The 26605-nt window shown below is 59.3% G+C and carries 22 protein-coding genes; 17 read left to right on the top strand and 5 right to left on the bottom strand.

Going from position 1 to position 26605, the window contains the following annotated elements:
* Position 1: 1 nt before the first annotated feature.
* The 7 genes from AC1ME2_RS10140 to AC1ME2_RS10110 all read left to right on the top strand — a co-directional run bounded on the left by AC1ME2_RS10140 (position 2) and on the right by AC1ME2_RS10110 (position 7668).
* Positions 2-433, top strand: coding sequence for a hypothetical protein (locus AC1ME2_RS10140; protein ID WP_480440845.1), 432 nt, complete (start codon positions 2-4; stop codon positions 431-433).
* Positions 434-717: 284 nt separating this feature from the next.
* The gene (locus AC1ME2_RS10135; RefSeq protein WP_480440842.1) at positions 718-1791 is read left to right on the top strand and encodes a DUF2333 family protein; all 1074 of its coding nucleotides are present in this window, start codon (positions 718-720) and stop codon (positions 1789-1791) included.
* A 3-nt stretch (positions 1792-1794) separates the two neighbouring features.
* A complete protein-coding gene (locus AC1ME2_RS10130; RefSeq protein WP_480440840.1) occupies positions 1795-2334 on the top strand; it encodes an NUDIX hydrolase in 540 nt (179 codons plus the stop codon).
* Between the two features lie 193 nt (positions 2335-2527).
* Positions 2528-2899: a translation initiation factor Sui1 gene (locus tag AC1ME2_RS10125; RefSeq protein WP_480440837.1), complete on the top strand. Its 372-nt coding sequence runs from the start codon at positions 2528-2530 to the stop codon at positions 2897-2899.
* A 168-nt stretch (positions 2900-3067) separates the two neighbouring features.
* Positions 3068-4981 carry an arginine decarboxylase gene (gene speA / locus AC1ME2_RS10120; protein WP_480440836.1) on the top strand — a complete coding sequence of 638 codons (1914 nt, stop codon included), beginning with the start codon at positions 3068-3070 and terminating at the stop codon, positions 4979-4981.
* A gap of 183 nt (positions 4982-5164) precedes the next feature.
* Positions 5165-6865: a contractile injection system protein, VgrG/Pvc8 family gene (locus AC1ME2_RS10115; RefSeq protein WP_480440835.1), complete on the top strand. Its 1701-nt coding sequence runs from the start codon at positions 5165-5167 to the stop codon at positions 6863-6865.
* Positions 6862-7668, top strand: a complete 807-nt coding sequence (locus AC1ME2_RS10110) for a DUF4123 domain-containing protein (RefSeq protein ID WP_480440834.1) — start codon at positions 6862-6864, stop codon at positions 7666-7668. The genes AC1ME2_RS10115 and AC1ME2_RS10110 overlap by 4 nt, the downstream gene beginning before the upstream one ends.
* A 66-nt stretch (positions 7669-7734) precedes the next feature.
* Here AC1ME2_RS10110 and AC1ME2_RS10105 read toward each other — a convergent pair whose 3' ends face one another.
* Complete coding sequence (locus AC1ME2_RS10105) at positions 7735-9084, bottom strand: MATE family efflux transporter (protein ID WP_480440832.1); 1350 nt, start codon at positions 9082-9084, stop codon at positions 7735-7737.
* Between the two features lie 205 nt (positions 9085-9289).
* Here AC1ME2_RS10105 and AC1ME2_RS10100 point away from each other — a divergent pair, with 205 nt between their 5' ends.
* Positions 9290-14203, top strand: a complete 4914-nt coding sequence (locus tag AC1ME2_RS10100) for an alpha-2-macroglobulin family protein (protein ID WP_480440831.1) — start codon at positions 9290-9292, stop codon at positions 14201-14203.
* A gap of 118 nt (positions 14204-14321) precedes the next feature.
* Here the strand turns inward: AC1ME2_RS10100 and AC1ME2_RS10095 are convergent, their stop codons facing one another.
* Positions 14322-14615: a hypothetical protein gene (locus AC1ME2_RS10095; protein ID WP_480440829.1), complete on the bottom strand. Its 294-nt coding sequence runs from the start codon at positions 14613-14615 to the stop codon at positions 14322-14324.
* A 170-nt stretch (positions 14616-14785) separates the two neighbouring features.
* Between AC1ME2_RS10095 and pbpC the strand changes: the two genes are divergently transcribed.
* Positions 14786-17158 (top strand): peptidoglycan glycosyltransferase PbpC, encoded by a 2373-nt coding sequence (gene pbpC / locus AC1ME2_RS10090; protein WP_480442076.1) that lies wholly within the window; start codon positions 14786-14788, stop codon positions 17156-17158.
* A gap of 43 nt (positions 17159-17201) precedes the next feature.
* Here pbpC and AC1ME2_RS10085 read toward each other — a convergent pair whose 3' ends face one another.
* Positions 17202-17612: a response regulator gene (locus tag AC1ME2_RS10085; RefSeq protein WP_480440828.1), complete on the bottom strand. Its 411-nt coding sequence runs from the start codon at positions 17610-17612 to the stop codon at positions 17202-17204.
* A gap of 52 nt (positions 17613-17664) precedes the next feature.
* Positions 17665-17856: a Flp family type IVb pilin gene (locus tag AC1ME2_RS10080; RefSeq protein WP_480440826.1), complete on the bottom strand. Its 192-nt coding sequence runs from the start codon at positions 17854-17856 to the stop codon at positions 17665-17667.
* A gap of 342 nt (positions 17857-18198) precedes the next feature.
* Between AC1ME2_RS10080 and cpaB the strand changes: the two genes are divergently transcribed.
* Genes cpaB through AC1ME2_RS10040 form a run of 8 tightly spaced genes read left to right on the top strand, consistent with a single transcriptional unit; the run spans position 18199 to position 25655 of the window.
* Entirely contained in the window at positions 18199-19143 is a 945-nt protein-coding gene (gene cpaB / locus AC1ME2_RS10075) for a Flp pilus assembly protein CpaB (RefSeq protein WP_480440824.1), read from the top strand.
* Between the two features lie 20 nt (positions 19144-19163).
* Positions 19164-20399 carry a type II and III secretion system protein family protein gene (locus tag AC1ME2_RS10070; RefSeq protein WP_480440823.1) on the top strand — a complete coding sequence of 412 codons (1236 nt, stop codon included), beginning with the start codon at positions 19164-19166 and terminating at the stop codon, positions 20397-20399.
* Positions 20396-21586, top strand: a complete 1191-nt coding sequence (locus tag AC1ME2_RS10065; protein WP_480440822.1) for a CpaE/TadZ family protein — start codon at positions 20396-20398, stop codon at positions 21584-21586. The genes AC1ME2_RS10070 and AC1ME2_RS10065 overlap by 4 nt, the downstream gene beginning before the upstream one ends.
* Positions 21583-22839 carry a TadA family conjugal transfer-associated ATPase gene (locus tag AC1ME2_RS10060; protein WP_480440820.1) on the top strand — a complete coding sequence of 419 codons (1257 nt, stop codon included), beginning with the start codon at positions 21583-21585 and terminating at the stop codon, positions 22837-22839. The genes AC1ME2_RS10065 and AC1ME2_RS10060 overlap by 4 nt, the downstream gene beginning before the upstream one ends.
* A gap of 19 nt (positions 22840-22858) precedes the next feature.
* Complete coding sequence (locus AC1ME2_RS10055) at positions 22859-23743, top strand: type II secretion system F family protein (RefSeq protein WP_480440818.1); 885 nt, start codon at positions 22859-22861, stop codon at positions 23741-23743.
* 1 nt (position 23744) lies between these two features.
* Entirely contained in the window at positions 23745-24632 is an 888-nt protein-coding gene (locus AC1ME2_RS10050) for a type II secretion system F family protein (RefSeq protein ID WP_480440816.1), read from the top strand.
* Positions 24633-24642: 10 nt separating this feature from the next.
* Positions 24643-25362, top strand: a complete 720-nt coding sequence (locus AC1ME2_RS10045) for a tetratricopeptide repeat protein (RefSeq protein ID WP_480440814.1) — start codon at positions 24643-24645, stop codon at positions 25360-25362.
* A 14-nt stretch (positions 25363-25376) separates the two neighbouring features.
* Positions 25377-25655, top strand: coding sequence for a DUF3613 domain-containing protein (locus AC1ME2_RS10040; protein WP_480440812.1), 279 nt, complete (start codon positions 25377-25379; stop codon positions 25653-25655).
* Positions 25656-25782: 127 nt separating this feature from the next.
* Here AC1ME2_RS10040 and AC1ME2_RS10035 read toward each other — a convergent pair whose 3' ends face one another.
* The gene (locus tag AC1ME2_RS10035) at positions 25783-26574 is read right to left on the bottom strand and encodes a response regulator (protein ID WP_480440810.1); all 792 of its coding nucleotides are present in this window, start codon (positions 26572-26574) and stop codon (positions 25783-25785) included.
* Positions 26575-26605: the final 31 nt, after the last annotated feature.

Raw genomic sequence — 26605 nt, 5'->3', positions numbered from 1 at the left:
CATGAAGTTAATCCGTTATCTGTACCTGTCGTCGTCGGAGCTTAAGCACGCCTATTCCACTGAGGAAGCGCATGACCTCGTTAAACAGGCCCTTGAGCGTCGCGAAGACATAGAGGGCCTGGATGCGCTTCGTCGTCATCTGATGATCCGCCTCGACAGCGAGGTATTGGACCCGATCGAGCGAGGTGAATGGCTGCTGATCAAGCCTGAAGCCTATTACTTCGACTGGGCACAGTTTGATAAGTCAGTGAGGGCACAACTGTTTGAGCATCGGGTGATGGCGTTGATGAATGCCCCGCCGCCCCAGGAAAAGCATCATCGCCGGATATTCCGCGTCACGGATAGCCAAACAGGAGAACCGCTTATTAATCGGAGTTACATCGCCACAGTTGAGGGGAGAAGAGTAAGCGGCGAACCGACGTTATTGGAATAGCCCATATACCCGCGCCGCCAGAGGGCGCGAAGATTTCCCTGCAAGGGCTGTTCAGCTAACCCACGGACGTATGTATTGATGTATCGGGGTGCGTGACGGGTTTGCAAGTCGCACGCCTAGTCGCGCGAAGGCTCCTGATCGTTCACAGGCACGGCTGTCTGCCCACAGAATCTGTGCAAGACCTGAGGGAATAAGCCCAAAGGCAGGTGCCCGGCAAAGGCACCTTGCTGTAAGGTTGTGGTCGAACCATTGAATTTCGTTTTCGTGATTGAAAGGACATCGCCATGCTGGACTGGAAGAACCGCGCGGGCCGCGCACAGGATCGCGTTGATGACGCTGCGGTTGGAACCCGCCCCCGAGGCTATTGGGGTGGCGTTCTTTTTAGCCGTGCACTGGGCATTCTGGTTGGCTTGTATTTGCTGGTCACGCTGTTGATCGGTTGGTACTGGAGCCAGGAACCGCCGCTGTTCCCGGTTCAGCAGAATGCGCAAGCTGCGGCCGAGCGCGAAGGTAAGCAGATGGTCAGCGGCTACACCACGGTCGAAACGCTCAAGACCGTGGCAGGTACCTTGCTCGACAAGCCGGGTGGCTACATTTCCAACGATCGCATGCCGCCGGGCGTATGGCTGGATAACATCTCGCATTGGGAATATGGCGTACTGGTTCAAGTGCGTGACCTGAGCCGTGCTTTGCGTAAGGACTTTGCCCGCTCGCAATCGCAATCGGCGGAAGATGCCGACTTGGCCAAAGCTGAGCCGCGCTTCAACTTTGATAATAAAAGCTGGATCTTGCCGTCGAGTGAGTCCGAGTATCGGGAAGGGATCAATTCGTTGAGCCGCTATCAAGCGCGCTTGTCCGACCCTAATCAGAAAGGTGCGCTGTTTTATGCCCGCGCCGATAACTTGAATAACTGGTTGGGTGACGTCGCCACCCGTCTTGGCTCGCTGTCGCAGCGGCTGTCGGCCAGCGTAGGCCGGGTGAAGCTAAACAGCAGCTTGAAAACCGAATCTGTTCTCCCGGGCCAAGTGCCGAAGGTCGATGAAGAGATCGTAGAGACACCGTGGCTGCAGATTGACGACGTGTTCTATGAAGCTCGCGGTCAGGCTTGGGCGTTGTCGCACCTGTTACGCGCTGTCGAAGTGGACTTTGCCGATGTGCTGGCCAAGAAAAACGCCACGGTCAGCGTGCGTCAGATCATTCGTGAGCTGGAAGCTTCGCAGGCACCGGTCTGGAGCCCGATGATTCTCAATGGCAGCGGCTTCGGCATTTTGGCTAACCACTCGCTGGTCATGGCCAACTACATTTCCCGGGCTAACGCTGCAGTGATCGACCTGCGCCAACTGCTTTCGCAGGGTTGATCGATGTCGTTCTCCTCTCAGGAGGCCGCGCACCGCGCCGCCTCCGACGCCGAACAAATTGCCTGGGTCGATGAGCAGGACACACAACTGGGCTCCATTGAGCGGGCTCAGTTGCGCGAACGCGGTCTGATTGGGCGTGGCACGTATATATTGCTGTTCAACTCCGCCGGGGACTTGTGCGTTCACCGGCGCACGTTGAGCAAGGCTATTTATCCGGGTTACTGGGATGTGGCGGCGGGCGGGATGGTGCTGGCCGACGAGACGTACGCCGAATCGGCAGCGCGAGAGCTGGAAGAGGAATTGGGCGTGAGCGGTGTACCGCTGAGCGGGCATGAGCATTTTTTCTTCGATCAGCCGGGTAATCGCCTGTGGTGCGCTGTGTTCAGTGCCGTCTGGGACGGGCCGCTGAAGTTACAGCCTGAAGAGGTGCTGGAAGCGCGCTTCATCCCGGTTGCCGAGGCCTTGAGCGAAACGCTGCACAAGCCTTATTGCCCGGACTCCCTGGCGGCGTTGAAGCGCTATTTGGGGCAGACCGTCGCTTAGGCGCAAAAACTGAAGAAATTGGCGCATATTTGCCCTTAGCATCTGCACTTTTTGCCGTTACACTGCGCGACCTTTTTCAAGCTGGGTCATTAATTGGCCCAGTAGCGCTGCCCCTGCCTGAGTGGGGCTTCGCGGTCGGTCACCCGCTACGCCGGAGCCGACCCGTCTTTGTCCTCAAACAAGAGGATTGCCGGTGGCCAAAAAAGCCGCATCCTTCGCCGCCCTTGGCGGTCTGGTATTTTCCACCGACGCCGGACGGCATTGTCCCGACTGTCGTCAGCCCGTGGATGCCTGTGTCTGCAAACAAACCGTTATCCCCGATGGAGATGGCATCGCCCGTGTGCGTCGCGAAAGCAAAGGCCGTGGCGGTAAAACGGTGACCACTGTCACCGGTGTGCCGTTGGCCGAAGACCCGCTCAAAGAGCTGGCGACTACGCTCAAGCGACGTTGCGGAACAGGGGGTGCGCTCAAGGACGGGGTCATCGAGATCCAGGGCGATCACGTCGAGCTGTTGTTGGCGGAGCTGGTAAAGCTGGGGTTCAAAGCAAAGAAGTCCGGCGGTTAAGCCTCCCTTTCTAAACTCTGTGCCTTGATCCGGGTCTACTCCCTAACGCAGACGGGCCCAACACAGACGGGCGCTTGTAAACACAGCGCCAAATCGTCACCTCCACTCTTTACACTGCGCCAGCCCTATCGTGGCTGACGCTATTTGACTTCTTTATAGGGGACTTCGATGTCCGTACGACGCACACGCAAAGACGATGGCAGCCAATGGACAGTTGCGGACAGCCGCAGTGTTTATGGGATTCGTCATTGGGGGGCCGGTTATTTTGCAATCAGCGACGCCGGCCGCGTTGAAGTTCGCCCCCACGGTCCGAGCAGTTCGCCCATCGATCTGTATGAACAGGTTGAAGAGCTGCGCACAAGTGGTCTTTCCCTGCCGTTGCTGGTGCGCTTCCCCGACATCCTGCAAGACCGCGTTCGTCAGTTGACCGGCGCATTCGACGCCAATATCGAACGTCTGGGCTACCAGAGCAAATACACCGCGCTGTACCCGATCAAGGTCAACCAGCAAGAAGCGGTGGTGGAAAGCATCATCGCCACGCAGAACGTTTCCATCGGTCTGGAAGCCGGTTCCAAACCGGAACTGATGGCCGTGCTGGCCCTGGCGCCTAAAGGCGGGACCATCGTCTGCAACGGTTACAAGGACCGCGAGTTCATCCGTCTGGCATTGATGGGGCAAAAGCTGGGTCACAATGTCTTCATCGTGATCGAGAAAGAATCTGAAGTGGCACTGGTGATCGAAGAGGCTGCTGATCTTAAGGTCGCGCCACAGATTGGCCTGCGTGTGCGCTTGTCTTCGCTGGCGTCGAGCAAATGGGCTGATACCGGCGGTGAGAAATCCAAGTTCGGTTTGTCTGCTGCGCAACTGTTGTCCGTGGTCGAGCGTTTTCGCGCGGCCGGGCTGGATCAGGGCGTGCGCCTGCTGCACTTCCACATGGGCTCGCAGATCGCCAACCTGGCCGATTATCAGCACGGGTTCAAAGAAGCGATCCGCTATTACGGCGAACTGCGCAATTTGGGCCTGCCGGTCGACCATATCGATGTGGGCGGCGGTTTGGGTGTGGATTACGACGGCACCCACTCTCGCAATGCCAGCTCGATCAACTACGACATGGACGATTACGCCGGTGTCGTGGTCGGCATGCTCAAGGAGTTCTGCGACGAGCAGGAATTGCCGCATCCGAACATTTTCTCCGAAAGCGGTCGCTCGCTGACCGCGCACCACGCGATATTGGTGGTGCAGGTGACTGACGTCGAAAGGCACAACGACGAAATCCCGAAGATCGCTGACAAGGAAAGCCTGCCGGAAACCGTGCAATGGCTGGTAGACCTGCTCGGCCCGACCGATATCGAGATGGTCACCGAAACCTACTGGCGTGCCACGCACTACATGAGCGACATCGCCTCGCAGTATGCCGATGGCAAAATCACGCTGGCGCAGAAAGCCTTGGCCGAGCAGTGCTACTTTGCGGTCTGTCGCCGCCTGCACAACTCGCTGAAAGCCCGTCAGCGCTCCCACCGTCAGGTGCTGGACGAACTCAATGACAAGCTCGCCGACAAGTACATCTGCAATTTCTCGGTGTTCCAGAGCCTGCCGGATACTTGGGCGATTGGCCAGGTACTGCCGATTCTGCCGCTGCACCGCCTCGATGAAGAGCCTAATCGCCGTGCGGTCCTGCAGGATTTGACGTGCGATTCCGACGGCAAGATCAAGCAGTACGTCGACGAGCAGAGTATCGAGACCAGCTTGCCGGTTCATGCGCTCAATGAAGGCGAAGATTATCTGCTGGGGATTTTCCTGGTGGGCGCCTATCAGGAAATTCTCGGTGACATGCACAACCTGTTCGGTGACACCGACTCTGTGAACATCTATCAGAACCCGGACGGCAGCGTGTACCACGCGGGTATCGAAACTCACGACACCATCGAGGACATGCTGCGTTACGTGCACTTGTCGCCCGATGAGTTGATGACGCATTACCGTGACAAGGTTGCCAGCGCCAAGATCAGCCCGCGTGAACGTACGCAGTACCTGGACGCGCTGCGTCTGGGCCTGACTCGGTCGTCGTACTTGTCTTCCTGATAGGACTGGCGGTTGCTGACATGCAAACGAACGGGCCATGAAGTTGGCCCGTTCGTCTATCTGGCTATCTGTCTGTATTGTCGCGTTTTTTTGTAGGCTCATTCCTGTTCTGCGTTCCAGCCCTCTACTCGGAAGGTTCTCTCAGCGAGAATCCCCGGTCGCACCCAAGTAGAGGAACCGCCGATGTTCGATCCGGTCACTGAGCCTTTTTTTCGTCTGGATATCCCGAACCTGTCCCACACGCTCAACGTGCTGTCGTTTACCGGCACGGAAGCGATCAACCAGCCTTTTGCGTTTGAGCTGGAAGTGGTCAGCGAATCCTCTGATCTGAACCTGCAAAGCCTGATGTACCGGTCGGCCTGGTTGAGTTTTGCAGGCACCAAAACCGGGTTTAACGGGCAGATCCATGGCGCAGACCAAAGTCGCCGAGGGCCGTACCTGGCCCACTATCGTTTGAGTCTTGGCCCAAGGCTCGCCTGTTTAGGCTGGCGCTATAACCAGCGCATCTTTCAATGCCTGTCGGCGCCCCAGATCATTGCCAGGGTGCTCAAGGAGCACGGGATTCACTCCGATGCGCACCGCTTCGAACTCAATGGCACCTACCTTGAGCGAACGTATTGCGCGCAGCACCACGAGTCTGATTTGCAATTCGTCCAGCGTCTGTGTGAAGAGGAGGGTATTCATTACCATTTTCAGCATTCAAAGCTTCGCCATGTGCTGGTGTTCGGTGATAGCCAGGGCGGCTTTCGACGTGCGCCGGCGTGTCCCTTCCAGGCGCAACCTATACAGATAAAGCCTCGCCAGGCGGTGTCCGAACGGCATGGCGTTACTCACTTTACCGTCGACGCCGCCGACGGTGGGCAGGACGGTCGCCGCGCTCTGGACCAGGCCGAGGGCGAAAGTACGTCGCCTTATCTGAGTGCCGGTCTGCTATTGCCGCTGAGTGGGCATCTGCAAAAAGAGTGGAATCATCTCTGGCTCCTGACCGAGGTTCAGCATCGGGGTTATCAGCCGCAGGAGCTCGATGAACTGCTGGCCGCCGTCATCCGATCCGATTTGCCATACCGCAATCATTTCCTGGCGACGCCTTGGGAGGTCGGCTTTCGACCTTCGCCCGCAGCGGTTCGGCCACGTATGTTCGGCGTGCAGCGCGCGCGGGTAGTGGGGCCCATTTTCGATCAGGTGCACTGCGATCCCCTTGGGCGGATCAACGTGCAGTTCGATTGGGGGCGTCAAGGCGAAGGTGCGCACTACGCCAACTGTTGGGTGCCGGTGTCCTCGGCGCTGGCCTGCGATGGCGAGAGTGCCCGGCCGAGGGTCGGCATGGACGTGATAGTGAGCTTTATCCACGGCGATCCTGATCAGCCGGAGGTGACCGCGTGCTTGCAACGTCAGGATGCCGAGAACGCTGGCAGCACGGCCAGTGCCCATCCCGAATCTGTTTCTGACCCGATGGGGTCAGCGGCGGATAGGGGGATGGTTCAGAGTGAGCATGCCTTGCGGATGCGCCTCGATTCGCGAACGTTTGTCAGCGAAGGGCAAAAAATCGAATTGTCTGATGGGGTCACGCTGACGTTCGAAAAAGGCAGCGAACTGTTGTTCAGCGTCGGCAGTAGCTCAGTTCATCTGGGCCAAGACGGTCTGAAACTGAGCAGTGCGCAGATCATGTTCAACGCCGACCGTGCACTACAGCCTGCTGCCGACAAACACATCAATGAGGACGAACAGCAAGCACGAGCCAATGAACTGCTGGCGCTGTTGCAGGCCAGTCATCCCTTGGTCCTGCTGTGCCAACTGCCTGCGGGTGGAAGTTTCGCCCATTGCCGAAGAGCGCCTTGTCCTTGTCGAGCGATGACTCAAGTCGATGGGGAGGGCGCGCAATGAAACAGCCCGAATTCGACGGCTTTTGTATGGCTGACAATCAATGGCTATTGCTCGATACGCTGAGCGTGCCCGGTCTGGCCAGTCAGCTCAAAAACCGCTTTGCTCGTACCCGATGGTACGAACTGTTGGCGGACACGGAGATGCACCTGATCCGCAAACAGGGCCCACTCTTGGTGTACCTGAACCCTGACGATCACTTCAGACTGGTCTGCCAAAAAGACACGGCGGAATGGCCGGGTCTGACTATTTTTTGCTCGGCGCCCAGGGAAGAATTGTTGGCCCACCTGCGCCGCATGCTTACTGTTCGTTTCAGCGATCACTACAAAAGCCTGCTCACTTATTACAACGTACAAACCGCCACCTATTTTTTCGGCTCAATGGACGTGCAAACGTTGAGTCGCTGGTTGGGGCCGATAGACACGATCAGTTGGTGCGGCGGTACCTGGGCAGACAAGGCGGACGACTATGAGGACCAGCTGTACCTGAACAATCCGAAACTGGACGTTCCCCCGTTGACGGACGAACCCTTGCTCGGTCTCCAGCAAGAGAAGAAGCTGCAACAGTGCTTCCTGGAGCGCCATGCGTATTTCTGGAGTCGCACCACCGGCAACAACTATCGCAGGGCCTTGCGCCATCTTCAGGAAGGGCTGCGCCATGGCTTCAATGACCCTGCGATCCTTGATGAATGGCTGGCGTTGAGGGCCAGGTTTCCGACGGCCTCGTTGCCCTTGAACCTGACAGAGGGGGGGCAGCAGGCACGCTTCGACACTGTGCGTAACTATTGGGAGGGCGGACGGTCTTAGTTTACGGGCGCGGCCAGCCCATCGCCGATTTTCCGGCGCAACAAATGCTGGCTCAATGAGCGGGGGTCAATGCCCGGCGCCGGCAAACCAGCCATCGCTGCGGTTCAGGCGCCAGGCGAGCATGCCCAGCGTCGCGCCTCGCAGCAGCATGAATAACATGAACGTCAGCCACAGCCCATGATTGCCCAGACCTTGGGCGAACCAGGCCATCGGCGCCACCAGCACCACACTGAGCACCATGGCATTGCGCATCTCCCGTGCGCGGGTGGCGCCGATGAACAGGCCATCGAGCAGGTAGCTCCAGACCGCAACCAGCGGCAGCGCTGCGAGATAGGGCAAATAAATAAAAGCGGTCTCGCGCACGGCCGGGATATCGGTCTGCATCTGGATAAACAGATGCCCAGCGCACATGAACAACGCCGCGAACGCCACGCTGGCGAGCAGTGACCAACCGGCGGCAACCGTTAACGAACGGCGCAGCGCGGCCCGGTCATGCGCGCCAATGGCGTGACCACACAGGGCCTCCACGGCATGGGCAAGCCCGTCCAGTGCATGAGCGGTGAGCAGCAGGCCGTTGAGCAGCAACGCGTTGGCCGCCACCGTAGCATCACCCAATCGCGCACCTTGCACTGTGATCAGGAAAAACACCGATTGCAGCGCCAGGCTGCGAATGAAGATGTCACGGTTGACCGCCAGCAGTGGCCGCCAGCTCTGCCAGAGGGCGAGTGCAGCCCACGCGACCTTGCCGGGGTAGTCACGCAGCGCTTGTTGGGTCAGGGCCAGGCCGAGCAGGGCGCCGGTCCACTCAGCCAACACCGAGGCCCGCGCCGAACCGACCACGCCCCACTCCAGGCCAATCACGAACCACAGATTAAGGGCGATGTTCACCAGGTTGGTGGTCAATAAAATTGCCAGCGGCGCTCGGGCGTTCTGGGTGCCGAGAAACCAGCCGACCAGCGCGTAACTGGCCAATGCGGCGGGCAGGCCAAACAGGCGGGTGTGGAAAAAATCCAGGGTCAGTTGCTTAAGGTCGGCGGAGGGCTGCATCAGGCCCAGCGCCAGTTGGCTGAACGGTAGGGCGAAGAGCCCAAGCACCAGCGCCAGCAGCATGGCCAGCAGCAACCCTTGCAACAGGATCTGCCGCAGCGCCGCGCCATCGCTGCGCCCTGCAGCCTGCGCGGTAAACCCCGTGGTGCCCATGCGCAGAAACCCCATGGCCCAGGCAAGGAACGTGTACAGGCTGGCCCCCACGGCCACTGCGCCCAATTGGTGGGCATGTGGCAGATGGCCGATCACCGCACTGTCGACCAACGCCACCAATGGCACGGAAATATTGGACAGAATCATCGGCCCCGCCAGTGCCCAAACCCGGCGATGGGTAGGGCGATGACGCCAATCGCTCAGCAACGTAGACATGAAAGCTCCCTGGAAGGCGGGCAGTGTAGCAACCTGTCAGGCACATCGCAGGGGCGCGTGATCATCTGTGGGAGCAGGCTTGCCTGCGAAGAAATTGACGCAGTTAACCCTGAGAGCAAGGTCACACTATCGAGGTCCGCGATCTCCTGCAGGTCGCAGTTGCTCTATAGTTCACCCTCTCACTACCGCTGCCGATGAGTGACCCATGCTTAACAAAGGATTGTTTCTGGCCTGTGTGCTGACGCTGCTAAGCGCCTGCGATTCGTCCACGTCACACAAGGCTGCGCCGGCCTCCGCACCCAACCCGGCCGCAGCGGTCGTTGAGTCGAGCACGCCCAAACCCGCACTGGATCTTCCCGCCCTGAGCCAACGCTATGCGGGCCGTGAATTGACTGTTGTCGATGTCTCGGAAATCCAGGTCGAGGGTGCCAGTACCCTGTCCGTGAGTTTTTCCGTGCCGCTGGACCCGGAGCAGAAATTCGCTGACAAGCTGCACCTGGTGGACACCAAAACCGGCAAAGTCGATGGCGCCTGGGAACTCTCCGACAACTTGATGGAGCTGCGTCTGCGCCACCTTGAGCCTCAGCGAAAATTGGTCCTGACTATGGATGCCGGTCTGCTCGGGGTGAACAAGGCCAAGCTGGCTGCGGAATACATCAGTCGTCTGGAAACCAGCGACCTGCAAGCCACCGTCGGTTTCGCCAGCCGTGGCAGTCTGTTGCCGACTCGACTGGCCGAAGGTCTGCCCGTGATCGCGTTGAACGTCGACAAGGTCGATGTTGAATTCTTCCGCATCAAGCCTGAATCCCTGCCCGCGTTTCTCAGTAAGTGGGGCCGGAGCAGCATCCTCCAGGGTTATGAATCCAAAGACCTGTTGCCCATGGCCGATCTGGTCTATGGCGGCCGCTTCGACCTGAACCCGGCGCGCAATACACGGGAAACCCTGTTACTGCCGATTGCCGGCCTCAAGCCGTTGCAACAGCCAGGCGTCTATTTGGCGGTCATGCGTGCCTTGGGCACTTACAACTATTCCCAGCCCGCGACCTTGTTCACCCTGAGTGACATCGGCCTGTCGGTGCATCGTTATCAGAATCGTCTGGACGTGTTCACCCAGGCGCTGGAGGGCGGCCAAGCCCTGAACGGTATCGAGCTTGAACTGTACGACGCCGACGGTCGCGTGGTCGGGCAGGGCAAGACCGATAACGTTGGGCACGCCCAATTACCATTACCCGCCAAGGCTGAAGTGCTGCTGGCGCATCAAGGCGAACAGACCAGCCTGCTGCGCCTGAACAGCGCAGCGCTGGACCTGGCCGAGTTCGACATCACCGGGCCTAAAGCCCACCCCCTGCAATTCTTCGTCTTCGGCCCGCGTGACCTGTACCGCCCCGGCGAAACGGTGTTGCTCAACGGCCTGCTACGTGACAGCGACGGCAAGGACGTGAAACCGCAACCGATTAGCGTCGAAGTGCGTCGGCCGGATGAACAGGTCAGCCGCAAGTTCGTCTGGGAAGCCGATGCAACGGCGCTCTATCAATATCAGTTGCAACTGGCAGGCGAAGCGCCGACCGGGCGCTGGCAACTGGTCTTCGACCTCGGCGACGGCAAACCGCAGGTGTATGAGTTCCAGGTCGAGGACTTCCTGCCTGAGCGTCTGGCGCTGGAACTCAAGGGCAGCGATACACCGCTCCGCCCGGCCGACAATGCTGATTTCACCGTCAACGGTCGCTACCTGTACGGCGCCCCGGCATCGGGCAATCGCCTGACGGGCCAGTTGTATGTGCGGCCGTTGCGTGACGCGGTAAGCGCCTTGCCCGGTTACCAGTTTGGCTCGATCACCGAACTGGAACTGAGCCAGGACCTTGATCTGGAAGAAAGCACCCTTGACGCTAATGGCGCGCTGACCCTCAGGGTGGACAGCAAATGGGCGCAGGCCAAATCGCCGCTGCAACTGATTCTGCAAGCCAGCCTGCAAGAGTCCGGCGGACGTCCGATCACTCGGCGCCTGGTGCAACCTGTTTGGCCCGCTGACCACATGCCGGGGTTGCGTGCCCTGTTCGCCGGTGATCAGACCGATGGCAACGGCCCCGCCGAATTCGAGTTGCTGGTGGCTGACAGTGACGGCCACAAACTGGCCGCCGATAACCTCAAGGTGCGGCTGGTGCGCGAGCGTCGCGACTACTTCTGGAACTACTCGCAGAGCGATGGCTGGAGCTCTCATTACAACGAGAAGTACCTGACCCTCGACGAAGAAACCCTGAGCATCAAACAAGGCGACACCGCCAAAATCAGCTTCCCGGTGGAATGGGGCCCTTACCGCGTTGAGGTCGAAGACCCGGCAACGGGCATGATCAGCAGCCTGCGCTTCTGGGCCGGCTACCGCTGGCAGGACAACGCCGAAGGCGGCGCAGTGCGTCCGGATCAGGTCAAGCTGGCACTGGATAAACCCGCTTACGCTGATGGCGATACGGTCAGCGTCACGGTCACACCGCCTGCGGCGGGCAAGGGCTACTTGTTGGTTGAGTCCAGCGACGGGCCCTTGTGGTGGCAGGAAATCAACGTGCCGGCCGAAGGCAAGCGCTTCGATATTGCGTTGGATAAACACTGGGCGCGTCATGATCTGTACATCAGCGCGCTGGTGATTCGACCCGGCGAACGCAAAGCCAATGTCACACCCAAGCGTGCGGTGGGCGTGCTTCATCTGCCGCTGGATCGATCACCACGCAAGCTAGCGCTGACGATCACGACGCCAGAAAAAATGCGGCCCAAGCAACCCTTGACCGTCAAACTGCACGCGAAAAACGCCGATGGCAGCGTGCCCAAAGAGGTGCATGTGCTGGTGTCGGCTGTGGACGTGGGCATCCTTAATATCACCGAATACCCGACGCCGGACCCGTTCTCCAACCTGTTCGGGCGCAAGGCGTATGGCGTTGATCAACTGGACATCTACGGGCAACTGATCGAAGCCGGGCGGGGCCGTTTGGCCAGTCTGGCATTCGGCGGCGATGCGGCACTGGCCAAGGGCGGTAAACGTCCAGACACCAGCATCACCATCGTCGCTCTGCAAAGCGCGCCGGCGACCTTGGGCGCGCAGGGCGAAGGTGAAATCAGTGTCGATATCCCGGACTTCAATGGTGAGCTACGGGTTATGGCGCAGGCCTGGACCGGCGAGCGTTACGGCATGGCCGAAGCGAAAACCGTGGTTGCCGCGCCGTTGATTGCCGAACTGTCAGCCCCACGGTTTCTCGCGGGAGGCGATCAGACTCAACTGGCGCTGGACCTGTCGAACCTGTCCGGGAAAGCACAAAAGCTCACGGTACAACTCAGTGCTGAAGGGCAATTGAGCATGCACAATGCAAGCGCCGATCAAACCGTGGAGTTGGCCCAGGGCCAGCGCATCACGTTGCAGATCCCAGTGCGCGCCGAAGGTGGTTTGGGCCAGGGGAAAATCAAGGTGGTCGTGCAAGGGCTGGACTTGCCGGGGGAAAACCTGCCAGCGTTTAGTCGCGAGTGGACCTTGGGTGTACGCCCGGCCTACCCGGCGCTGCTCAAACACTACCGTGCGGTGCTCAAGGATCAAGCCTGGAGCTTGCCCGAGGGCGCGCTCGACGCCTTCGAACCGGCTGGTCGCGAAGCGTTGCTGTCGGTGTCGAGTCGTCCGCCGTTGAACCTCGGCGAGCAGATTCGCGCACTGAAAGCCTACCCTTATGGCTGTCTGGAGCAGACCGCCAGCGGCCTGTACCCGTCACTGTACGCCGACGCCGCGAGCCTCAAACGCCTGGGGCTGGAAGGCGAACCGGATGCCGATCGCAAGCGCAAGATCGAGCTGGGCATCGAGCGACTGCTGGGTATGCAGCGCTACAACGGCAGCTTCGGTTTGTGGGGCGCTGATGGCGAAGAGGAATACTGGCTGACTGCGTACGTCACCGACTTCCTGCTGCGGGCTCGCGAACAAGGGTTTGCCATACCGCCAGAAGCCTTGAAAAAAGCCAATGAACGGCTGCTGCGTTACGTGCAGGAGCGCAACCTGATCGACGTCAACTACAGCGAAAATGCCGACCACACCCGCTTTGCCGTGCAGGCCTACGCGGGGCTGGTGCTGGCGCGCAGCCAACAGGCGCCGCTGGGCGCTTTGCGCAGCCTGTTCGATCGGCGTACCGATGCGCGTTCTGGTTTGCCGCTGGTGCAGCTGTCGATAGCGCTGGAAAAAATGGGCGACAAACCGCGTGCCGAACAGGCGCTGATCGCCGGTCTCGCGGCCACCCGCCAAGCCAACGATTGGCTCGCCGACTATGGCAGCCCGCTGCGCGATCAGGCGCTGATTTTTGCGCTGCTCGAAGAGAACAATCTGGCGGCAGACAAACGCGAAGAGCGGCTGTTTGCGCTCTCGGATGAACTGGCGGCTAGGCCATGGTTGTCTACTCAGGAACGCAACTCGTTATTCCTCGCGGGTCGTAGTGTGCTCGGCAAGCCGGAAGCCGACTGGGCTGCGCAATTAAACAGCGGCACTCAAACGCTTGAGTTGAGCAACCACCAGCCGGGCCTCAAACTCGAAGGCGCCACCCTGGCATCGCCGTTGTCGTTACAGAACACAGGCAGCGCGCCGCTGTATCAGCAACTGACTATTTCCGGCTATCCACAGCAACCGCCGCTGCCTGGGGGTGAGAACCTGAGCATTCGCCGCGAGTACCTGGGCATGAAGGGCCAGGCGCTGAACCTCGATGCGCTGACAAGTGGTGAACTGGTGCTGGTCCATCTTGAGCTCAAGGCCAGGCAGCGAGTGCCCGATGCACTGGTGGTGGATTTGCTGCCGGCCGGTCTGGAACTGGAAAACCAGAACCTGGCGCAAAGTGCGGCGAGCCTGGCGGACGCCAGCAGCGAGGTCAAAGAGTGGCGCGAGTCGATGCAGAACGCCGGCCTCAAACATCAGGAGTTCCGCGACGACCGTTATGTGGCTGCGCTGAATCTGAACGCCTTCAACACCACGCACCTGCTGTACCTGGCGCGAGCGGTGACACCAGGCACCTACCGCGTACCGCCGCCGCAGGTTGAATCCATGTACCGGCCAAACTGGCAGGCACTGGGTGAGGCGCCAGCGGAGATGGTGGTGAAGGGGAGGTAGCGGTCCAGAAGAGAGCGAACCTGTGGGAGTAGGCTTGCCTGCGAATAGCGGTGTGTCAGGCACACCGCAGTGAGTCATTCGCAGGTAAGCCTGCTCCCACATGGGTCATATGTGTCCGTTAATGAATAATCCAGCTCAACAACCACAGGCCCAGAATCAGATAGATGATGCCAAACACGATCGAGGCACGCATGAAGGCACGGATGGCCGAGTACAGCAGCATCAGACCGATGATGAGCGCCAGGATACTGATCAGCGACGTGTCCATGCCCAGCGTTCTGGACAACCCCTCGACAAAGTTGCCACCGGCATGAGCCAGTATGTTGAACAACCCACTCAGCCCATCCACGATAAAACGAATGACGGCGCCCAGCGCCTGGCCGAGCCGTTCGAAAAAGCTTTCTACCTGCATGTTTGCATCCTGATGAGGCTGACAAAAAAGGGAATCTGTTCGCTTGGGCTATCGGTCGGCTCGGCGAGTTCCCTGAATAATAGAGGCTCTTGGCCGTGAGTTATCGATTACTTGCCCGACGCCTGAGTTTTCTGTGGGAGCTGGTTTGCCTGCGAATGTCTCGACGCGGTGTGCCTGGCGCGCCGCCTTCGCAGGCAAGCCAGCTCCCACAGGGACGATGGAGGACAGTTTTTCGGTGGGCGATAAGTAGCCTGTTGCTGCTGATTGCCTTGCTGTGGCTGGCCGACCATCTCTGGCCGTTGCCGCTGCCCAAGGATGATTTGGCGCGTGTGGTGTTGGCCGAAGACGGTACGCCGCTGTGGCGGTTTGCCGATGCCGATGGGGTGTGGCGCTACCCGGTGACAACCGATCAGGTGTCGCCGTATTACCTCGATGCCTTACTCACGTATGAGGATCGCTGGTTCTATCAGCATCCCGGTGTGAACCCGCTGGCGTTGGTCCGGGCGACCTGGCAGAACTTCAGCGGCGCACGGGTGGTGTCGGGCGGCAGCACCTTGTCGATGCAAGTGGCGCGGCTGCTTGATCCGCATTCGCGAACCCTGGCCGGCAAGTTGCGGCAGTTGTGGCGCACGGCGCAGTTGGAATGGCACCTGTCCAAGGATCAGATTCTTGGGCTGTACCTCAACCGGGCGCCCTTCGGTGGCACGTTGCAAGGCGTGGCGGCCGCCAGTTGGGCGTACTTGGGCAAGTCGCCTTTGCAGCTGACCCGTGCTGATGCGGCGTTGCTTGCGGTCTTGCCTCAGGCGCCGAGTCGTTTACGTCCCGACCGTCACCCGAAGCGAGCGCAGGCGGCACGGGACAAAGTGCTCAGGCGTTTGGCCGAGTTTCAGGTCTGGCCACAATCAGCGGTCGATGAAGCGCTGGAAGAGCCGCTGCTCTTGGCGCCGCGTCAGGAGCCTAGCCTTGCGCCCTTGCTCGCCCGGCGCTTGAACCGCGTCGACAGCCCACCGCTGATTCGTACCACTCTCGACGCTACCTTACAGCGGCGTCTGGAGGATTTGCTGCTCGGTTGGCGCGCGCGATTGCCGGAGCACACGTCGGCGGCGATTCTGGTGGTCGAAGAAGAGACCATGGCGGTGCGCGCCTACCTGGGGTCGGTTGATATCAACGATGCCCGGCGCTTCGGCCATGTCGACATGGTCAACGCGCTGCGCTCTCCCGGCTCGACCCTTAAGCCGTTTCTGTATGGCATGGCGCTGGACGCCGGGCTGATTCACTCCGAATCACTGCTGCAAGATGTGCCGCGTCGTTACGGCGATTATCGGCCGGGCAATTTTTCTTCTGGCTTCAGTGGCGCCGTGTCAGCCAGCAGTGCGTTGGCGATGTCGTTGAATCTGCCTGCGGTGCAATTGCTCGAAGCGTACGGCCCGAAACGCTTTGCTGCCGAATTGCGCAACGGCGGTGTGCCGCTGACCCTGCCGCCATTGGCCGAGCCGAACCTGGCGTTGATTCTGGGTGGCGCGGGCAGTCGACTGGAAGATCTGGTCAGTGGTTATAGCGCCTTTGCTCGCGGCGGGAAAAGCGCCAACCTACGCCTGCAACCGCAAGACACGTTGCGTGAACGGCGGATGCTCTCGCCCGGTTCCGCGTGGATTGTGCGGCGCATTCTCAGCGGTCAGGCGCGGCCTGATCTCGACCCTCACGCCGAACTGGTCCAACGCCCGGTGCTGGCCTGGAAGACCGGCACCAGTTATGGTTTTCGCGATGCCTGGGCAATCGGAGTGGGGCCAAGGTTTCTGATCGGCATCTGGATCGGTCGCCCGGATGGCACCCCAGTGCCGGGGCAGTTCGGCCTGGCGTCGGCGGCACCGTTGATGCTTCGGGTGCATGACATGCTGATCAACCGCGACAGCCAGCGCGGCATTGCCGCCCCCGTGCAACCGGTGCCAATGAACGTCGGCGTCGCGGCGATCTGCTGGCCATTGGGCCAGCCCATGAGTAAACGCGACCCGAACTGCCGACGTCAGCGTTTCGCCTGGACGCTGGACAACACCACACCGCCGACCTTGCAGGCCGCCGATCAACCGCTCGGTCTGGGGCTATTGGAGAAAGTCTGGGTCAATGACAAAGGCCTGCGGGTCGCCGCCAATTGCCCCGACGCTCAGCCTCGTGACATCGCACTGTGGCCTGCGCCGCTGGAGCCCTGGTTGCCGCGCCTGGAACGCCGCGATGCCCTGCTGCCGCCGAGCGATCCGACATGCCCTCCGCCGGCTTCAAGCCTGGCTGCACCGTTGTCGGTGGTGGGTGTGCGCGAGGGTGATCAGTTGCGCCTGCCGACGGGCAGTAAGGACGTGTTGCGACTCACACTCTCGGCGTTGGGCGGCAGTGGTCGGCGCTGGTGGTTTATCGATGGTGTGCCCATGGCCGACACCGCTGACCAAGACAGCGTCAACGTGACTCTTAATCGATTGGGACGCTATCAACTCAGCGTTCTCGACGAAGGCGGGCATACGGAGCGGGTTGAATTCAGTGTGGTGGATTGAATAAAGCTACCCCACTGAATCAGCAGGCGCGACGCACCTTTAGTTAGCGGGTTATTGATCCAGGCGAAGATGGGAAGAGGTTGTTGAGGGTTTCCAGCAGGCGGAGGTGGTAGATGGGCTTGCGGAACAGGTCCAGTACCTGCAGGCGCAGGAGGTCGCTGACGTCTTCCATATCGGCGTGGCCTGAGGTGACGATAACCGGCAAGTGGTGGTGGGAGGAGTGTTCACGCAGGCGTTTAATCAGCGAGAGGCCACTTTCTTCGGGCATACGCAGGTCGGTGATGATCAGGGCGATATCCGGGTGCTGGGTCAGTTGCTGAAGGGCGACGTTGACTGACGTTGCCGTGAAGCAACTGAAGCCTTCGCCCTCTAGCAATTCGGCCAGCTCTTCAATGGCGTCCTCTTCATCATCCACCAGAAGGAGCTGTCGGCGTGCAGAGGAAGGGGCAGCCATATGAAATACCTTTGCAGGAAGGGTAACCGGAGTTGTCCGGTGATCTGGGTCATTACAGCGCCGTGCCACCAAAGCCCGTTAATACAGAGTTAAATATTATTTTCACGCGTGCGCCAAGCGGTGTAATGAATTCGACAACGACGACAGCGACCATCGCCGCCACAATGGCATATTCGATAGCGGACGCGGCCTCTTTACTGTCCAGGAACAACCTGATTCGCAGAATAATATAAGTGAGGAACATCTGATTTCTCCTGGCGTCCAAGGGGCGTGAGCATAACGAGGGCACTGCATAGACTGTGGTGTGGTTTTTATATTGACCCTTACAGCATTGTCGTCAAACCCAATGGGCACAACTGTAATAAAGCATTAATCATAAAGTTATAACTAAACTATTAACGACATTAAACGGATGCTCAGGGGGGCGTGTGCGCCGGGTGTCAGTTATTTTTTTTGCCGGCCATGACTATTTGCAGTACTTGCGTTACCTTTAATTCGCGAATAGTTACTTGTTCATGGATGCCTGGATGCGAAGTTGGCTCGTTGGAATTCGAGTTTGTTGTGGCGTAGTAAAGGGAGAGTCGTCATGAACAGTCGCATTACCTTAGGCGTCGCCATTTTTTTACTGCTAGGTGCCTTATTCGCCGGCTATTGGGGCCTTGTTTTGAGTCGTCAGACGCCTACGCCGGTCAGTGTGTCTGTTGCGCCAGCAGTGGTGGCTGCCGTTGTCACCCCTGTACAAAACGTCGATGAATCGCTACGCCAATCGGTGTTGGTGCTGGCGCGCGACTTGCCGCCCTACGTACCTGTCACGGCGGATGATCTTGCCATCGAGCATGTGAAAGTCGCCCCTGTCGGTAGTTTCAGCAAAATCGAAGAGGCCTTGGGTCGCGCTGCCTGTAGGGCGTTGTCGGCGGGCACCTGGCTCAGCGACAGCAGCTTCGACGCAGGAGGGACGTTGGCGCGAATGATCCGTCCCAATGAGCGCGCCCTGGCGGTGGCTATCGATGAAGTAATCGGTGCGGGCGGGCAATTAAGCCCCGGTGATTACGTCGATGTGCTGCTGTTTCTGCCGCAGGACTCCATCAATCCCGACAAGTCTGCGCAACAGGTGATTCCAGCACTGCGGCTGTTGAGTGTAGGGGAGTTGCTCGGTCCGACTGTCGATGGGCAGGTGGCAGGTAAAGCGTTGAGCAACGACGAGAGGCTCAAGCAGGAACAGCGCAGAAGCTCTGCGCGCAATGTGGTGCTGGCGGTACCGGAGCAACTGCTCAGCCGGCTGATGCTGGCAACGCAGTCGGGTACTTTGCGTTTGGCAGTGCGCAGTGCTGAAGAAAAAAACCTGCAGCGCTACTGGGCAGGTGAAAACGACCTCGCTGCACATCTGGACTCGACCAACCGCAACCTTGTGCACTTTGCCCAGTTAAGCCTCAGCGCCCCGCCCAGAACGGCAGTAAGGCCCGGCGCGCCCCGTGTGGCGCAAGTGGTCGAGGTCATACGCGGTAACCAGGTTACGCAACAAACTCCCTGATTGAGCAAGGATTGCAAGTCATGAACAGCCGCTCAGTGCTGGTTTTAAAAAGCGTTGTGTGGGCCCTGATTTCAGTGGGCCTGCCTGCCAATTCTGCGTTGGCGGTAAACGCTGGGTGTGCGGGGTTGGCTGCGCTGCCCACGGTGATCGAAGTGGGGCAGGGCTTGCAGCAGGATATTAATTCGCCCGTGGCCATTACCCGATTGGCCGTGGGCAATGCGCAAATTGCCGATGTGCATATGAACGGTACTCAAGGCTTTCTGCTGACGGGTATCGCGCCCGGCGCTACCAGTCTGATGGTCTGGACCGCCTGTTCTTCGGCGCCTCGGCAAAGCATGGTGTTCGTTCAGGGTCGAGCCACGGCCGCGCTGACCGACACCTTGCCACCTGCCGAAGACCCGTCGCTGCCCAGTCAGGTGCAGACCGACATTCGCTTCGTCGAAATCAGCCGTACCAAATTGAAAGAAGCCAGCACGTCGATCTTCGGCAAGGGTGGCAACTTTCTGTTCGGCGCCCCCGGAACTGTACCGGGCGCCAGTGTTTCGCCCGGCTCTATAGGCATACTTCCGCAAATCCCACTCAATAACAGCGCGTTCAATATCGTCTGGGGTAACAGCAAAGTTCTGGGCATGCTTAACGCCCTGGAAAGCAGTGGCTTCGCCTACACCCTGGCGCGCCCTAGCCTTGTGGCGCTGAGCGGGCAAAGCGCGAGCTTTCTGGCGGGGGGTGAAATCCCTGTGCCGGTGCCTAATGGTCAGAGCAATGGTATTTCCATCGAGTACAAGGAATTTGGCGTACGCCTGACGCTGACGCCCACGGTGATTGGGCGTAATCGCATTGCCTTGAAGGTCGCACCAGAGGTGAGCGAACTGGATTTCGCCAACGCGGTGACCATTGCAGGCACCACGGTTCCTGCGTTGAGTATTCGTCGCACTGATACCAGCATCTCTTTGGCCGATGGCGAAAGCTTTGTGGTCAGCGGCCTGATCAGTACCAGTAACACCTCATCGATGAGCAAGTTCCCCGGTCTGGGTGACATACCGATCATTGGCGCGTTGTTTCGCAGTGCGCAGGTCAATCGCGAAGAACGCGAATTGTTGATGATCGTTACCCCGCATCTGGTCCAGCCGCTGGCGGCAAACGCGCCATTACCGGCCTTGCCCGGCGAACGCCTGCGCAACTACGACCCGAATTTTTTCCAGATGTACTTCCTTGAGGATGGCAATTTCGATCGCCGCAGCGGGTTATCGCAATGAGCCAGAGCCTGAGTCAGACCTTCCTTGCGATCACCCGCAACAGCACCGACCTGGAGTGGTTGCAGGGCGCGTTGGCGCCCCTGGGTCAGGTAGTCAGTGCCGGCGCTGGCACCCTTGATGAGCTGTTGGCGCTGGTGGACATGACCTTCGCCAGCCTGGTATTCGTCGGTCTGGATCGCGAACATCTGGTGGCGCAAAGCGCGCTGATCGAAGGTGTGCTGGAGGCCAAGCCGATGCTTGCCATCGTCGCACTGGGTGACGGCATGGACAATCAGTTGGTGCTCAATGCAATGCGCGCCGGTGCGCGGGATTTTGTAGCCTATGGCTCGCGCTCAAGTGAAGTCGCAGGACTGGTTCGGCGTCTGGGCAAACGTTTGCCGCCCGTGGCGCCGAATCCGAACATGGGCGGGCTGACGGTGTTGTACGGCGCGCAATGCGATGCCGATGGCGCCATGCTCGCTACGCATCTGGCGCTGGTGATACAGCAATGTGGCCAGCGCACATTGTTGCTGGATCTTGGCCTGCCGCGTGGTGACAGCCTGGCGATGCTGGGGCTGGAAGCCTCGTTCCATTTCGGGGATGCCGTGCGCCATCTGCGTCGGCTCGACACGACCTTGATCGACAGCGCATTCACCACCGAGCGCTCCGGTCTGCGCATGCTGGCCTACGCCGACGGTGACGAGCTGCTGGAGAACACCAGCGCGGCCGAGTTGTACATGTTGCTCAGTGTCCTGCGCCAACACTTTCAACACGTGGTGGTGAACCTTGTCGGCCAGCCCGATAGCGAGGCGCTGCGAACCTTCGTCAGCCATTGCGACCAACTGTTGTGGTGCGCCGATCAGAGCGTGCTCGAGTGCCGACGTAATTTGGCTGTGCTCAACCTGTGGCGAGAAAAGGGCATGAAGCTGCAACACGCTGCGCTGCTGATCGACCGTTATTTGCGTCCGGTGGCGCCCAACGCCGAGGCCTTGGGCAAAACCTTTGGCCTGCCGGTATTGGCGGTGCTGCCGTTCAGTCCGGAGCTGCGGCTGAATGCGAAAAATCAGGGCGTGACGCTGTTCGAGCTGTCGCCACGCGAGGCGTTGTGCCTGAGCTTGCGCACCCTTGGCGAGCGTCTGGCCAAACGTTCCGAGGCTGCGGATAAGCCTCATGAAGGCTGGTTCAATCGTCTGTGGGGGCATAAATGAACGGCGAAAAACTGTTTGGTGTGTCCTCTCGGCTGTCGGGCAGCAACGATGCTCAAGGTCTGAAGCTGGTGCTGCATCGTTACATCATTGATGCCCTCGAAGAGACCGGGAAAAACCTGCTCGAAGGTTCACGTCCGGTGCTGGCGCAATTTGTCACCGATAAGGTCGGGGAGTATATCGGCAGGCTGCACTTGGCGGTTTCACGCTACGAGATGGAGCGCCTGGCCGAAGAAATCGTCGATGAACTGACGGGCTTCGGTCCGTTGGAAGTGTTGCTGCGCGATCCGTCAGTGACGGAAATTCTGGTCAATGGGCCCTACAAAGTATTCGTCGAACGCGACGGCGTGCTGCACCACACTGATCTGCGGTTTATCGATGCGCACCACGTCGAGCGTGTGATGCAGCGCATTCTCGCGCCATTGGGGCGGCGCCTGGACGAGTCGTCGCCGATGGTCGATGCGCGGATGCCCGACGGTAGCCGGGTCAACGCGATTATCCCACCGATTGCTCTGGACGGGCCTTGCCTGTCGATTCGTAAATTTCGCAAGGACATGCTCAAGAGCGTCGACCTGATGGCGATGCAGACCATCGATCAGCCGATTTTTGACTTCTTTGAAGAGGCAGTGAGCAAGCGCTGCAATATTTTGGTCAGCGGTGGCACGGGCACGGGAAAGACCACCTTGCTCAACGTTTTGAGCCAGTTGATTATGCCTCACGAACGGTTGGTGACCATCGAAGACGTCGCTGAATTGCAACTGAGCCACCCCCATGTGGTCCGTCTGGAAACTCGCCCGCCAAACGCCGAAGGTCATGGCGAAGTGCGCGCCAGTGACTTGATCCGCAATGCCCTGCGGATGCGGCCGGACAGGATCATTCTCGGTGAAATTCGTGGGGTAGAGGTGCTCGACGTGCTCACTGCAATGAACACCGGCCACGACGGCTCCATGAGTACCGTGCACGCCAACAATGCCCAGGATGCGCTGCTGCGGCTGGAGACGCTGGTGGGCCTGACCGGTCGCCTGATAGCGGAGAAAACCCTGCGCCAAATGGTCTGCGCTGCGCTGGATGTGGTGATCCAGTTGACCCGTATGTCCGACGGCCGACGTTGCGTCAGCGAAGTGGTGGAAGTGGTCGGAGTACGTGATGACGTCTATGTGACCAATACCCTGTTTCGTCTTGATCGGCGCAGTGGTTTTGGTTTTCTGCGTGAAGCGATCAATCCGGCCGGGGATAAACTCCGGCGCGATTTATAGCCGGACAGGAGTGCTGAATATGACGGCTCCGCTGTTGCTTGGGCTGATATTTTTATTGATGCTCACGGCGTCGTTTTTACTGTTCTATCGCGGCTGGCGCAAGGGTGCCTCCGAGCGGGTGCGGGTGCGCCTGGCTCATGGGCAACCGCAAATGGGAGGCGCCAAGCCAGGTTGGGCTCGCCTGGAGCGTGCTTTTCTGCGTGCTGGGCTCCGGCGGCCGACGGATCGACTGAGCCTTTCGCTGGTGCTGTGGACGCTGGCAATGATCCTCGGGTTTCTTGCGGGCAACTGGTTTGGCCTGCTGCTGACCTTTCTGATACCGCCGTTCCTGGTGCGGTTGTATATCGCCTGGCGCTATCGACGCCGCGTGCGACGGATGATCGAACAGTTGCCGCAATTGCTCGATCATACAGTGCGCAGCCTCAAATCAGGACGCACCCTGGCTGGCGCGGTGCTGCATGGCATTGAGTCCTCCAGCGACCCGCTGCAAAGCGCAATGAGCCGGATTCAGCGCAACGTGCAATTGGGTGTCAGCCTGTCTGATGCCGTGCAGGACTTTGCCGAGCTTTACGAACAGGATGAATTTCGTCTGTTCGCTCTTGGCCTGCGGGTCAATCACCGCTATGGCGGCAACGCCAGTGAGCTGCTGGAAAATTTGATCAAGCTGATACGCGAGCGCGAACAAGGCGTCCGTCAATTGCGCGCCATGACCGGGGAGACACGGATGACCGCCATTGTGCTGGCTGTATTGCCAGTGAGCATGGTCGGTTACTTTTTGCTGATCAACCCTCACTACCTGATGAATATGTGGAACGACAGCAGTGGTCAACACATGCTGCTGGTGGCGTTCTCCATGCAGGTACTCGGATGCCTGGCGCTGTGGCGCATGTTGCGGAGTATTTGAGATGGCCTTGCTGATCAGTGCGTTGATGTTTGCAGCCGCCGCGTTACTGTTGCTCATCCGTCTGGCTCGCCAGCGGCGCGGCGAACGTCAGGTGGCGCAACGGCTGGAAGGCCGGATGGTGCGTGACAGCCGGGTTGGCGGTTGGCTGCGGCTGCTGGGGGACAGTAAGCTTGGCCAACGCTCGGTCAGCCTCGACAGTGAACCCTTGATATTGCTCAACCGTCTGGGTTGGCGACATGCCAGCCAACGTTCGCTGTACGCGGCCTGCCAGTTGGGCGTGCCGTTGATGTTGGCGGGCTTGGTGTTGTTAATTCAGGCGGTGTTTTATCAACCGTTGGATCACCCGCTTCTCGCGCCGGTATTCGCGCTGGGCATCGGTTATCTACTGCCTAGACGACTGCTGGCCATTGCGGCGCAGATACGCCAAAAAAGCCTGGCTGCTGAAGTCTCGACCTTTATTCCGTTGCTGCGGATTCTGTTTGAATCCGGGATGGCGGTGGAGCAGGCACTGCGTGTGCTGAGCCGCGAAGGTCAGCAATTGCTGCCGATTTTATCCACGGAAATCCGTCTGGTGCTGATTCGCGTCGATTCCGGGCTGGAGCTGGGTGAAGAACTGAGCAAAACCTCGAATCTGCTGGCGGTGGATGAGTTCAATGACACCTGCGTGATCCTCAATCAATTGATCCATCAGGGCGGTGGCGCGATGAAGTCGCTGCTCACGCTCAAACAACTGCTTGATGATCGGCGTTTGACCCGGTTGCAGGAATACATTTCCAAACTTTCGGCCAAGATGTCCATCGTGATGATGGTGTTTCTGTTTCCCGCTTTGCTGATTGTGTTGGCCGGGCCGGGTTTTACCGCGATCAGTCGTGCACTGGGTTCTTCATAAAGGGCGTCTAATGAAAGTAGTCATCGCGGTGATCGGTTTGCTGTTGCTTAGCGGTTGCGCCACGGACGGCGGGGCGCCATGGACGCCCTTTTCGATGGCAGAGTCGAGCTGTGCCAAGCTCAACTCCGATCAAGAGTTTGCGCTCAATCTCGCTCAGGGCATGGCGGACGAGGGCCGTCTGCATGCCAGCCTGGCCAACCTGGAAAACCTGCCAGACACGCTGGGCGAAGTGCGCTTGCGCAAGGCTCGGGTGCTGCGCCTGCTGGGGCGTAGCGACGCTGAACCGTTGTACCGCAGCCTGCTAGGCACCTGTCGGGCAGCCGAGGGTGAACATGGTCTCGGCCAGTTGGCTGTCGCGCGTGGCGATAACGATCAGGCGTTGGCGCACCTGATCAATGCCGCGAAGCTGGCGCCCACTGACGAAAAAATCCGTAACGATCTGGGCGTGGTGTATCTCAATCAATTGAAGCTAGAGCAGGCCCGATTCGAATTCCTGACTGCAATCGAATTAAAACAATCCGACCCACTGGCTGCTATCAATTTGGTGACGTTGCTGATTTATCAGGACAACTGGAAACAGGCCGCTGAACTGGTTTCCCGAATGGGCCTGAGCCCGCAGCAATTCAGCGAGGCGCAGGCGCGCGCGGAAACGCTCAAAGGGCCGGTGGGCTCCAGAGCGGTACCCACCGATCAGGTGGCCGCGATAATCGATCCGTCGAGCCCTAAGTGAATCTGGAGACTGTCATGAAACGAAGAATCCTCGGCTGCCTGTGTTTGCTAGGCCTGTCAGGCAGCGCCTGGTCCCTTGATACGGGGCCTGCGTCAGCGCAACAGCAGGAGACTGAAGCATGGTTGCAATTGCAGCCACGGGGGGCCGTCGCGTCGCCGATTATCCAAGTCTCGACACCGACCGAACGCGACCGGAGTTTCCAGCGCTGGCTGGACACGTATAAGCATGAAATTCCGGATTTTTATGAGCAGGAGAGGGGCGGAAAAATATCAAGTGGAGGTAGCACTCATTGATGCTGAACCAACAGGTGATCAGTTAAAAACAGGCGATGGATTTTCTGTTTCTTTCAGCCAGGCACCGATTTTTCGGGATGCCCCGCAACGTCGAATGCGGTGTATCTGACTCAGAGACTTGCGTTGCTTAATGCGCTGTCACGCGATACCGCAATCCGGAATTGCTTGGCGACAATGCCAGGGCCAGTTGGGTGCGGTTGCGCATGTGGGTCAGGCGCAGCACCTGGGAGACGTAGAGCTTCACCGTGTTTTCTGTAATGCCCAGCTCACAGGCGATCTGATAGTTGGTCTGTCCCTTGCCCACCAGTCGCGCGACATCGAGTTGGCGCGGTGACAGCTGCCCGAGAATGGCAGGTATCTCGACCTTCTCCAGCTCGCTGTCGGCGTCGCCTCCCGTTTCCAGTTCCGAGGCGGAGAGAGGGCGGCGACGAACCTTGTCGAGGTCCTTATAGATGTCATCAATGGAGGCCGCCAGGTATTGCAACGTCTCGTTCAGATGGCCCAGGTGCTGATGGCTTTTGTTTCGCTCGTGCAGCGCCAACTCCTGGCGTTGCACGCCTTGGAGCAGCTCATCCAGGTCGACCGGTTTTTGATAGTAATCGGCGATCCCGGCGCGTAAGGCCTTGATCACATCCTGCTTATCGGCGCGGCCAGTGAGCATGATGGATTCGAATACACGGGTTTTACCGGCAATACGTTTTAACGCCTCCACTAACTCGATACCGTTCATGCCGTGCATGTCCAGGTCGCAGAGCACCAGGTTAATCTGGCTGTTATCGGTAAAGCGCTCGACGGCTTCACGACCGGAGTAACAGCGGACGCATCGATAGCCGCTGCTTTCGAAAAACTCACTGAGTTCATCAACAATAAGCGGTTGGTCATCGACGATAAGGATTGTTGCACCCGCCTGTTTGTTCACGCGCTACTCCCTGCCTGCAACTATTACTGAC

The organism is Pseudomonas sp. ASL9 (assembly GCF_056680335.1).
The sequence above is the reverse complement of the archived record's forward strand: the minus strand, read 5'-3'. Positions and strand labels throughout refer to the sequence as shown.